At 64.2% G+C, this 9,961-nt stretch carries 10 protein-coding genes; 4 read left to right on the top strand and 6 right to left on the bottom strand.

What is annotated here, in order from left to right; translation table 11 throughout:
• Window positions 1-102 precede the first annotated feature (102 nt).
• The gene (locus NTA49_RS11405) at window positions 103-696 is read right to left on the bottom strand and encodes a hypothetical protein (protein WP_258294895.1); all 594 of its coding nucleotides are present in this window, start codon (window positions 694-696) and stop codon (window positions 103-105) included.
• A 265-nt stretch (window positions 697-961) separates the two neighbouring features.
• Between NTA49_RS11405 and NTA49_RS11400 the strand changes: the two genes are divergently transcribed.
• From NTA49_RS11400 to NTA49_RS11385, 4 genes are all read left to right on the top strand, one after another.
• Window positions 962-2,098: an AI-2E family transporter gene (locus NTA49_RS11400; protein WP_258294894.1), complete on the top strand. Its 1,137-nt coding sequence runs from the start codon at window positions 962-964 to the stop codon at window positions 2,096-2,098.
• A gap of 1 nt (window position 2,099) precedes the next feature.
• Window positions 2,100-2,774 carry a P-loop NTPase family protein gene (locus NTA49_RS11395; RefSeq protein ID WP_258294893.1) on the top strand — a complete coding sequence of 225 codons (675 nt, stop codon included), beginning with the start codon at window positions 2,100-2,102 and terminating at the stop codon, window positions 2,772-2,774.
• 123 nt (window positions 2,775-2,897) lie between these two features.
• Window positions 2,898-5,066 (top strand): RNA degradosome polyphosphate kinase, encoded by a 2,169-nt coding sequence (locus NTA49_RS11390; RefSeq protein WP_258294892.1) that lies wholly within the window; start codon window positions 2,898-2,900, stop codon window positions 5,064-5,066.
• Window positions 5,067-5,130: 64 nt separating this feature from the next.
• On the top strand, window positions 5,131-6,717 hold the full coding sequence (locus NTA49_RS11385; protein WP_258294891.1) for a Ppx/GppA family phosphatase: 1,587 nt from the start codon (window positions 5,131-5,133) through the stop codon (window positions 6,715-6,717).
• 1 nt (window position 6,718) lies between these two features.
• Here NTA49_RS11385 and NTA49_RS11380 read toward each other — a convergent pair whose 3' ends face one another.
• Genes NTA49_RS11380 through NTA49_RS11360 form a run of 5 tightly spaced genes read right to left on the bottom strand, consistent with a single transcriptional unit; the run spans window position 6,719 to window position 9,951 of the window.
• Window positions 6,719-7,069: a hypothetical protein gene (locus NTA49_RS11380; RefSeq protein ID WP_258294890.1), complete on the bottom strand. Its 351-nt coding sequence runs from the start codon at window positions 7,067-7,069 to the stop codon at window positions 6,719-6,721.
• Between the two features lie 35 nt (window positions 7,070-7,104).
• A complete protein-coding gene (locus NTA49_RS11375) occupies window positions 7,105-8,133 on the bottom strand; it encodes an endonuclease/exonuclease/phosphatase family protein (protein ID WP_258294889.1) in 1,029 nt (342 codons plus the stop codon).
• A complete protein-coding gene (locus NTA49_RS11370; RefSeq protein WP_258294888.1) occupies window positions 8,133-8,813 on the bottom strand; it encodes a molecular chaperone DjiA in 681 nt (226 codons plus the stop codon). Before NTA49_RS11370 ends, NTA49_RS11375 begins: the two co-directional genes overlap by 1 nt.
• A gap of 32 nt (window positions 8,814-8,845) precedes the next feature.
• Window positions 8,846-9,331, bottom strand: a complete 486-nt coding sequence (locus NTA49_RS11365) for a GNAT family N-acetyltransferase (protein WP_258294887.1) — start codon at window positions 9,329-9,331, stop codon at window positions 8,846-8,848.
• Window positions 9,328-9,951 carry a VOC family protein gene (locus tag NTA49_RS11360; protein ID WP_258294886.1) on the bottom strand — a complete coding sequence of 208 codons (624 nt, stop codon included), beginning with the start codon at window positions 9,949-9,951 and terminating at the stop codon, window positions 9,328-9,330. The genes NTA49_RS11365 and NTA49_RS11360 overlap by 4 nt, the downstream gene beginning before the upstream one ends.
• Between the last annotated feature and the right edge of the window lie 10 nt (window positions 9,952-9,961).

Genomic DNA, 9,961 nt, shown 5'->3' with positions numbered 1-9,961 from the left:
CAAAAATCCCATGTCGATCACTCCATATCTCCCTGATCAGAATCGTCAGGGCAATGTGTTCACATGGGTCAATTCTCAGTGAAAATTTATGGGGCTACCGGGTCAGTTCTCAATGAAAACCAACAGTGTCGGAACGAAATCTTCCGGCAGGAAGGAAATCAGGGTGTCGGTGTCTGTTCCGGCCTCGAGATAATAGCCTTCGACAGGCGCGTTGGCAGTGATCCCGCCAAAACGATTGCTGGGGTCATCTTCATCAACGGGAACACCCTTGAGATTGACTGTGCCGAGCAGTTCCAGCCCGAAATGCTCTTCGAAATCTTCCAGATCATAGCCGCGCGGACCTTCGGACTCATTCTGACCGGGAACATCGTCGCGGGTTTCCCAGGATGCGTTCGACCAATCCACGCCCTCGGGAACCAGATAAAATCTGGCTTCGTCGATCTGAATGAAATCGTCCGGGTTATCTTCGGTGTCCAGATAGTAGATGACGGCCAGTGAGCCTGTCTCGTCATCGCCGAGTTCAAGTTCAACGCCGTCATCGGTGCGAACGAAAGATGCACCTGTATCGAGTTCGGCATCCGGTTCTTCGGGTGTTTCAGGCTCTTCGGGGGTGTCCAGATCTTCTTCGTTCTCTGAATCGTCGCCCAAGTGCAGCAGCAGACCCGAAAACCAAGCCATCAGCATTAAAGGGCCCATGAAAAAACTCCTGAATCAAAATGTTAATAAATCATTAATACGGGGATTCGAAGGAATGCCAACCAAATAAGGCAAGCTTATCAAATATCGACTGACCTATACTGTATTCAATTCTGTGGAATGACGCCCAAAAGGGCCGTGTGTTAATCGGTTCGTCAAAACCACCGCACGCCGGCCAAACCCCGGCGCCCTTGCAGCCCCCTGCCCCCTTGTAACCGTGCCCGCCATGGGCGATGTGTATTTCGACATCCAACAGGAGCCTCACATGGGTTTGCCCGTCCGCGATCAGATGAAATACTGGGGCCTGGCCGCAGTCGTGTTCTTCGTCCTGCTTTGGGTGCTGGGCGACGTTCTGGTGCCCTTCCTGCTGGGGGGCGCGATTGCCTATTTCCTTGATCCCGTCGCCGACAGGCTGGAGCGGATGGGCGTCAGCCGGGTTGTGGCCACTGCGATCATCACGCTGGTGGCGATCTTGCTTTTCGTGCTGATGGCGCTGCTGGTGGTGCCGACGCTGATCAACCAGTCGGTGCAGCTGTTCAACACCGCGCCGCAGCTTGCCCGCAACTTCGGCACCTTCCTGACCGAGCGTTTTCCCTCGTTGCTGGATGCCGAAAGCACGTTGCGACAGTCGCTCGACAGTCTGGCCGTGACGGTGCAGGAGCGCGGCGGCGAGCTGGTGACGACCGCGCTGAGCAGTGCGGCATCGCTGTTGAACCTCGTCGTTCTGCTGGTGATCGTGCCGGTGGTGTCGGTCTACCTGCTGCTGGACTGGGACCGGATGGTGGCGCGTGTCGACGAGTTGCTGCCGCGCGATCATGCGCCCACGATCCGCAAGCTGGCGGGGCAGATCGACAACACGCTGGCGTCGTTCATTCGCGGGATGGGCACGGTCTGTCTGATCCTGGGGGCCTATTACGCCGTGGCGCTGATGCTGGTGGGGCTGCAATTCGGGCTGGTCGTGGGCTTTGTCGCGGGGCTGGTCACGTTCATTCCCTATCTGGGCGCGCTGATCGGCGGGGCGCTGGCCATCGGGCTGGGGCTGTTCCAGTTCTGGGGCGACTGGGTGTCGCTGGGGCTGGTCGCGGGCATCTTCGTGATCGGTCAGGTGGTCGAGGGCAATTTCCTGACGCCGAAACTGGTGGGCAATTCGGTCGGGCTGCACCCTGTGTGGCTGATCCTTGCGCTGTCGGTGTTCGGCACGCTCTTTGGCTTTGTCGGTATGCTGGTGGCGGTGCCGGTGGCCGCCGCATTGGGCGTGGTGACGCGGTTCGCGGTCACGCAGTATCAGCAGAGCCTGCTGTATCGCGGGCTGTCGGATCATCATCTGGATGAGAATGACGAAGTCGTGCCGGACGCGCGCACCCAAAGCGCGACGGTGCCGGATCGGCACGGGCTGGACTGACATGCCCGAGCAGCTGAGCCTTGACCTGCCAACGCGGACAGCGCTGGGGCGTGACGACTTCATGGTGTCGCCCGGCAATGCGGTCGCGGTCAGCCTGATCGAAAGCTGGGCGCAGTGGCCCGACGGCAAGCTGGTGCTGACCGGACCACCGGGCGCGGGCAAGACGCATCTGACGCATGTGTGGGCCGGTCTGACGGAGGCGCGGATCGTGGCGGCGGGTGATCTTGTCGGCGCGGACATTCCCGAACTGGCGGGCGGGGCAATCGCGGTCGAGGACGTGCCGCAGATCGCAGGCGACACCGAGGCGATGACGGCGCTGTTTCACCTGCACAACCTGGCGCTGGCCAACCGCCAGCCGCTGCTGATGACCGGGCGCGGTGCACCGACCCACTGGGGTCTGGCCCTGCCCGATCTGCAAAGTCGCGTGGGCGGCACGCAGGCCGCGATGCTGGAGCCGCCCGACGACGCGCTGCTGACGGCGGTTCTGGCCAAGCTGTTCGCCGACCGCCAGTTGAAGCCGCGCGTCGATGTGATCCCCTATCTGACGCTGCATATGGAGCGGTCGTTCGAGGCGGCGCGGCGCATGGTCGCCGCACTGGACGCAGAATCGCTGCGCACGCAAAAGCCGGTGACGCGGGTGATGGCGGCCAAGGTTCTGGGCCGCGACACGCAGTGACGCCCGGCATAAGCGCCGATCTGCCATATTAAAGTGGTTTCAAAGGCTTGAAGCTGGACATTCACCGTCGAAACGCGCGAGGATTGTTACAATTCATTTACAATATCTGGTCATAAGCGCGCCATGTCACAGGCAGATTTTCTCAAACACCCGTTCCCCGATGCCCAAGTCCTCGACGATCTCGATCTGTCGGGACCGGGCCGTTTCGTCAACCGCGAGCTGAGCTGGCTTGCCTTCAACTGGCGCGTGCTGGAAGAGGCGGAAAACACCCGCGTGCCGCTGCTGGAGCGGCTGCGGTTCCTGTCGATCAGCGCGGGCAATCTGGACGAATTCTATACCGTGCGCGTGGCCGGTCTGCGCGAGCTTGCGATTGCGGGCAACACCACGCCCGCCGCCGACGGGCTGACCCCCGCCGAGCAACTGGTGCTGATCCACGAGGAAGCGCGCGCGCTGATGCTGTCGCAGCAACGGGTGCTGGCGGACCTGCTGGCGGAAATGGAAGCCGAAGGCATCGACGTGCTGACCCGCGAAGAGCTGACGTCAGAGGACAAGAATTTCCTTGCCGAATATTTCCTGAACCACGTCTTTGCCGTGCTGTCGCCGCTGGCGATCGACCCCGCGCATCCGTTCCCGTTCATTCCCAACACCGGCTATGCGCTGGCGCTGCAACTGCAACGCACGGCGGACAAGCGCCCGTTGCAGGCGCTGCTGCCGATCCCGGCGCAGATCGACCGGTTCGTGGCCCTGCCCGGACATGGCACGCGGTTCCTGCCGCTGGAGGAATTGCTGGTCGAACAGATCGGCACGCTGTTCCCCGGCTATCAGCTGATGGCGCATTTCGAGTTTCAGGTGCTGCGCGACAGCGATCTTGAGGTCGAGGACGAGGCCGAGGATCTGGTGCGCGAATTCGAGGTCGCGCTGAAACGACGCCGCCGGGGCGAAGTGGTGCGGATGCTGCATTCGGCCGGCGCGCCCGAGCGGCTGAAATCGGTGATCATGCGCGAGCTGAACGTCGTGCATTCCGAAGTGATCGAGATTGACGGGATGATCGGGCTGGCCGATCTGGGCAAGCTGGTGTTGGACAGCCGCCCCGAGCTGTTGTGGCCGACGTTCACGCCGCGTGTGCCCGAACGTGTGACGGATTTCGAAGGCGACATGTTCGCCGCGATCCGCCAGAAGGACATGCTGCTGCACCACCCCTACGAGACCTTCGAGATGGTGATCCGGTTCCTGCAACAGGCGGCGCGCGATCCCAATGTGGTGGCGATCAAGCAGACGCTTTACCGGACCTCGAAACGCTCGCCCATCGTCGAGGCGCTATGCGAGGCGGCCGAGGACGGCAAGTCGGTGACCGCGCTGGTCGAGTTGAAGGCGCGCTTTGACGAGGCGGCGAACATCCAGCAGTCGCGGCGTCTGGAGCGGGCGGGCGCGCACGTGGTTTACGGGTTCATCGACCTGAAGACACACGCCAAGATCAGCACGGTGGTGCGCCGCGAGGGTGACGAGCTGGTGACCTATACCCACTACGGGACCGGCAATTACCATCCGATCACGGCCAGGATCTATACCGATCTGTCGCTGTTCACCTGCGACCCGAAGCTGGGTCGCGACGCGACCAAGGTGTTCAATTTCCTGTCCGGGTACGCGGAACCCGCCGCGCTGGACAATCTGGCGATTTCGCCGACCACGCTGAAGCCGCGCCTGCTGGAGATGATCGCGGGCGAGGCGGAACATGCCGCTGCCGGGCGGCCTGCGGAAATCTGGGCCAAGATGAACGCGCTGGTCGATGCCGACGTGATCGACGCGCTTTATGCGGCGTCGCAGGCGGGCGTGAAGATCAGTCTGGTGATCCGTGGCATCTGTGGCCTGCGCCCCGGCGTGAAGGGGCTGAGCGAGAACATCCGCGTCAAATCCATCATCGGGCGGTTTCTGGAACATTCGCGGATCGTGTGTTTCGGCAACGGCAAGGGGCTGCCGCACAAGAAGGCGCGGGTGTTCATCTCGTCCGCCGACTGGATGGGGCGCAACCTGAACCGGCGTGTCGAAACGCTGGTCGAGATCGAGAATCCCACGGTGAAATCACAGATCACCAGTCAGGTGATGGCCGCGAACCTGGCTGACGTTGCGCAAAGCTGGGTGATGGCGCCGGATGGAACATTCGTGCGCCCCGAACTGCCCGAGGGCGGCTTTGCCTTCAACTGCCATCGGTTTTTCATGGAAAATCCGTCGCTTTCGGGGCGTGGATCGGCGGGTGCGTCGGACGTGCCGCAACTGACCCACACCGAGGACTGATTGACCCCGTCCACCGGCTGGGCCATGGTCGCCAGGCGACACTGCGGCGGCCACAGGGAACCAGATGACCGATCCGATCGAGCCTGCGACTGAACCCGTTACCGACAAGACTGGTACAAACGACTGGGGGCCTTTCGGGCGGCCCCTGTTTCAGGACCCCGGCGCGCGCGCCCTGTCGCGGGTGGGCGTGGTCGACATCGGGTCGAACTCGGTCCGGCTGGTGGTGTTCGACGGTGCGGCGCGCAGCCCCGCGTATTTCTACAACGAAAAGATCATGTGCGCCCTGGGCGCGGGCCTGAGCGAAAGCGGGACGCTGAACCCGTCGGGGCGCAAGCGGGCGCTGGCGGCATTGATCCGGTTTAAGCATCTGGCGGACGGCATGAACCTGCCGGAACTGACGCTGGTGGCGACGGCTGCGGTGCGCGATGCGACGGACGGTGCGGATTTCTGCGCCGACGTGCTGCGCGAGACGGGCCTGCGCATCTGGGTGATCGACGGGCGCGAAGAGGCGCGATTGTCGGCGCAGGGCGTGCTGCTGGGTTGGCCCGGTGCGTATGGTCTGGTCTGTGACATCGGCGGGTCGTCGATGGAGCTGGCCGAGATTTCGGGCGGGCGCGTCGGGCGGCGCGAGACATCGCAGCTGGGTCCGCTGAAGCTGGTGGACGTCAAGGGCGGCAAGAAAGGTCGCCGCGATCACATCGCCACGGTGATGGACCAGTTGCAGGAGGCCATGGGCATCCAGCGCGACCGGCTGTTCCTGGTCGGCGGATCGTGGCGGGCGATTGCGCGGATCGACATGTACCGTCAGACATATCCGCTGCACGTGCTGCACGAATACCGCATGACCCCTGCGAGCGTGGCCAAGACCGTGGCGTTCATCGCCGACAATGACCCCGAAGAGCTGCGCAATGCCTGCGGGATCTCGTCGCAACGGATGGGGCTGGTGCCGCTGGCCGCCGAGGTGCTGTCGCGGCTGGTGCGCACGTTCAAGCCGAAGGACATCGCGGTGTCATCCTATGGTATCCGCGAGGGGCTGCTTTATGAGCAGATGCCGCAGCGGCTGCGCGACCGCGACCCGCTGATCGAGGCCTGCCGCTTTGCCGAGGCGAAGGACGCCCGCCTGCCCGGCTTTGGCCGGACCTTGTATGACTTCGTGATGCCGCTGTTCAAATCCGCCCCGGTCCAGCGCAAGCGGCTGATCAAGGCGGCCTGTCTGCTGCATGACGTCAGCTGGCGCGCGCACCCCGATTACCGCGCCGAGGTCTGTTTCGACAACGCCACCCGCGCCAATCTGGGCGGGCTGAAACACTCGGAGCGGATATTCCTGGGGCTGGCGCTGCTGCACCGCTATTCCAACAAGCGCGAGGGGACGCCGTTCGCCAACCTCTATGATGTGCTGGACGAACGCACCCGGCGCGACGCCGAGATTTTGGGCAAGGCGATGCGGTTCGGGGCGATGTTCTGGATGCAACAGGACGCGGATCGGGGTGAGTTCCGCTGGTATCCGAAGAAAAAGCAGCTTGAGCTGCATCTGTCGCCTGCTGTTGTGCCGCTTTATGGTGAGGTCGCCGAGGCGCGTCTGGCGTCACTGGCCAGCAGCATGGGGGCCGATCTGACGGTCAAGACCCGGCGCAGGACGCCAAAGGCATAGGTCAGATTTCGATCTCGCCCTCGCGCGGCTCGTAGTCGGGCGCGTCGGGTTTGCGGCGGATGATGATGTCGCCATTGGGCAGGATCTCGGGCGGGTCATAAACGCTCCAGTCCTCGACGGTTTCCATCAGATCGCGCAGGGCGGGGCCCATCTGTTCGGCAAAGCCGCGCACGGCGGGGCCGAAATCTTCGGAAAGCCCCTCGATCGCGGGTTCCATCTCTTTCAGGATGCCTTCCATGAACATCTGTGCGCCGCGCTCCATAAGCGACAGGCCGTCGCCGTCGTCCTGCTGGGCGTAGGACGGGGTGGCCAGGGCCGCCACGAGGGTCACGGGGATGAACAGGCGTCTCATGCCCCCCAATATGGGGGCAATTCGTGACAATTCAATTACATTTCGATGTCCAGCGTCACCGGGAAATGGTCGGAGGCGGTGACCAGCGCATCGCGCAGCTGCGGCACCTGCCAGCAGTCGGGATCATCCAGCGGATGCCAGATGCGCCAGGACGGCGCGCGGCTGCGCAGGTCGGGCGAGATCATGATATAGTCGAGCAGCGCCTGCAGATAGCGTTTCTCGGGGACGATCCAGAACCGCGCGGTGGTCGGCATGACGCCCAGCCGGCGGCTGAGGGCAAGGCGCGCATGGGGGTCGTACATCGGCTCTTGTCCCGCGCCGCCCAGCAGAATCTCGACCGAGGAGCGGCCAAAGAGGTGTTCGTATTCGTCGAGGCCCGGACCGTCGTTCATGTCGCCCATCACGATCAGGGGCGTGCCCGTGGCCAGATGGTCGGTGATGCGGGCGCGCAGCCAGATCGCCTGTGCCAGTTGCTTGCGCCGGTTGGCGATGGAATGGCGCATGATCTGGTCGCGGGTGGTGGCGCCGTGCGGGGCCTTGGATTTCAGGTGCGCGCCGATGATGCGGAACGCAAAGTCGGTCGCGTGGCTGCGCATCGCCAGTTCCAGCGGGGGTTTTGAAAAGCGGATCAGGTCCTGGGTGTTGTCCACGTCCAGATCAATGCGGAAGGTGCCGTCGAAACGCGGGCCGTCGGGCGCGCCCTTCTTGCCGGTGGGGTGGCCTACGGGATCGTGGGTGGCCGACAGCATGTCGGGATCATAGAGCAGCGCGATTTCCTGCTGGGTGTCGTTCACAAAGCCGGTGACGGCGCGGCGGGCGCGCAGATCGAAGAGGTGCGCGAAGTTTTCAAGCGCGCGGACGGTGTCGCGGCGGCGGTTGTGGTCGGGGGCCTCGATGATCATCACCGCATCGGCATCGAGTGCCGTGAACACGGTGCCAAGCGCCCCGGTCTGCCGGGCGCAGGTGATGCCGTAGCGGGCCGAGGGTGTGTCATCGGTCATGGGCGTGCCGTCATCGTCGAAAAGCGCGTTGAACCATTCGACGTTGTAGGTGGCCAGCCGCATCAGGCGGCGCTTTGCTGGATTTCTTCCCAGGCGCGGTTGATCTCGATCAGGCGTTTCTGGGCCATGCCGATCGCCTCTTCGGGCAGGCCGCGCGACATCAGCACGTCGGGGTGATTCTCGCGCACCAGCTTGCGCCACGCGGCGCGGGTGGTTTGCAGGTCGGCTTCGCATTCGACGCCGAGGACGGTGTAGGGATCGCATTTCTGGTTGGGCACGGAGCGCGCGCGCAGCGCCTCGAAGCGGGCGGCGGAGAGGTCGAATATCTCGGCCACGCGTTCGAGGAATGCGGCCTCGTCCTCGTGGTAGTGGCCGTCGGCGAGGGCGATGTGGAACAGCCCCTCCATCAGGTCATAGAGGGTTTCGGGCTGGTCGCGGAACATCGCGTGGATGCGGCGGGCATAGACGTCGAAGCCTGCAACGTCCTGACGTGCCAGGTTGAAGACGCGGGCGGCACCCGCCTCGTCCTCGGGGGCGATGTGGAACACCTCGCGGAAGGCCATGACCTCGGCGCGGGTGACCTGACCGTCGGCCTTGGCCATCTTGGCCGAGAGCGCGATGACGGCGATGGCAAAGCCCACCGAGCGTTCGGGGGGCGTGCGCAGGCGGTCGAAAACCGCAGACAGCCCTTCGCCTGCGGCAAGTGCGCTGAGCGCTTCGGTTATGCGAGTCCAGATCGACATGGGGCGCACCATAGACCTGTCGCGTGACAGTGTCAGGACGGGATCAACACTTTGTGCATCAAAATCAGGTCATGCCAGCGGTCGTTCTTGCGCCCGGCCTGTGGAATTGTGCCGGACTGCGTAAATCCAAGGCGTTGGTGAAAGGCCACGGCGTCGGGGTTGGCACCGCTGATGCCCGCGACCAGCAGGTGAATGTCGCGGGCCGTGGCGCCTGATTGCACGGCACCCATCAACGCGCGGCCAAGGCCCCTGCCCCGCGCCTGTGGCCCCAGCATGACCGAATGTTCCGCCGTGTGGCGATAGCCCGGCCCTGCGCGAAAGCTGCCGAAGGTGGCAAAGCCTGCGACGGTGTCGTCCGCAGTGGCGACCCAGAAGGCGCCGTCGCGGGCGTGGATCAGTGCCGCGACGTCGGCGTCGGATTTGGTGTCGGTGGTGAAGGTGATGTGGGGCAAAGCAATCACCGCGTTCCAGATCGCGGCGATGGCGGGCGCATCCTGGGGCGTGGCGGCGCGGATCACAGCGTGCGCCTGCCGTGGGGGGTGTCGAATTCGGCGCGCAGGGCGGCGGGGCCGGTGTCGAAGACGACGCGGGTGTCGTCCAGCATCGGCGCGAGGGCCGCGCGCAGGGTGTCGGCCTGCGGATGGCTGACGATCAGCCGCGACAGACGCACGCCACGGGCGGCCAATCGGTCGGCGGGGTGGGTGGGCGTCTGCCACTGGATCAGCGCGGGCCAGCAATTGTCGAAGGGCAGGATGCCCGAGGGCGGCACGGCCATGCGCCAGCGCAGATCGCCGCGTTGCAGATCGACGGGACGGCCTGCGCCGTCGGAGTCCAGATCGGGCATCTGCGCCAGCATTGCCTCCATATCGTCGCAGCGGCAGATCCAGTTGGTCAGCCGCGCGGGGCCGGAAAACCGGTCCAGATCGAACCAGCGCGCCCGGTCGGGCGCAGGCGCGTCGGGGTTGATTGCAATCGCTTCGAGGTAGAGCCCGTCATCGAGGCCCAGCAGGGTGTTGTGGGTGTGGAACACTGCATGTTCGCCGCCTGCCTGCAGGGTCACGCCAAGGGCGTTTTCGACGTGGTCCGTCGCCTCGGCCAATGTGGCGCCTGCCACCGCGATATGATCGAGCTGCATCATCTGTGTGTTC

Origin of the sequence: Pseudosulfitobacter koreensis (genome assembly GCF_024733015.1) — a bacterium.
GTDB classification, from domain to species: Bacteria; Pseudomonadota; Alphaproteobacteria; order Rhodobacterales; family Rhodobacteraceae; genus Pseudosulfitobacter; species Pseudosulfitobacter koreensis.
This window is presented reverse-complemented; position numbering and strand designations above follow the sequence as displayed.

Excerpts from the sequence above, each read along its gene's own strand:
- NTA49_RS11395 (WP_258294893.1), top strand. The coding sequence starts at position 2,100 with ATGCCCGAGCAGCTGAGCCTTGACCTGCCAACGCGGACAGCGCTGGGG.
- NTA49_RS11390 (WP_258294892.1), top strand. The coding sequence starts at position 2,898 with ATGTCACAGGCAGATTTTCTCAAACACCCGTTCCCCGATGCCCAAGTC.
- NTA49_RS11400 (WP_258294894.1), top strand. The coding sequence starts at position 962 with ATGGGTTTGCCCGTCCGCGATCAGATGAAATACTGGGGCCTGGCCGCA.
- NTA49_RS11380 (WP_258294890.1), bottom strand. The coding sequence starts at position 7,069 with ATGAGACGCCTGTTCATCCCCGTGACCCTCGTGGCGGCCCTGGCCACC.
- NTA49_RS11405 (WP_258294895.1), bottom strand. The coding sequence starts at position 696 with ATGGGCCCTTTAATGCTGATGGCTTGGTTTTCGGGTCTGCTGCTGCAC.
- NTA49_RS11375 (WP_258294889.1), bottom strand. The coding sequence starts at position 8,133 with ATGCGGCTGGCCACCTACAACGTCGAATGGTTCAACGCGCTTTTCGAC.
- NTA49_RS11385 (WP_258294891.1), top strand. The coding sequence starts at position 5,131 with ATGACCGATCCGATCGAGCCTGCGACTGAACCCGTTACCGACAAGACT.
- NTA49_RS11360 (WP_258294886.1), bottom strand. The coding sequence starts at position 9,951 with ATGATGCAGCTCGATCATATCGCGGTGGCAGGCGCCACATTGGCCGAG.
- NTA49_RS11370 (WP_258294888.1), bottom strand. The coding sequence starts at position 8,813 with ATGTCGATCTGGACTCGCATAACCGAAGCGCTCAGCGCACTTGCCGCA.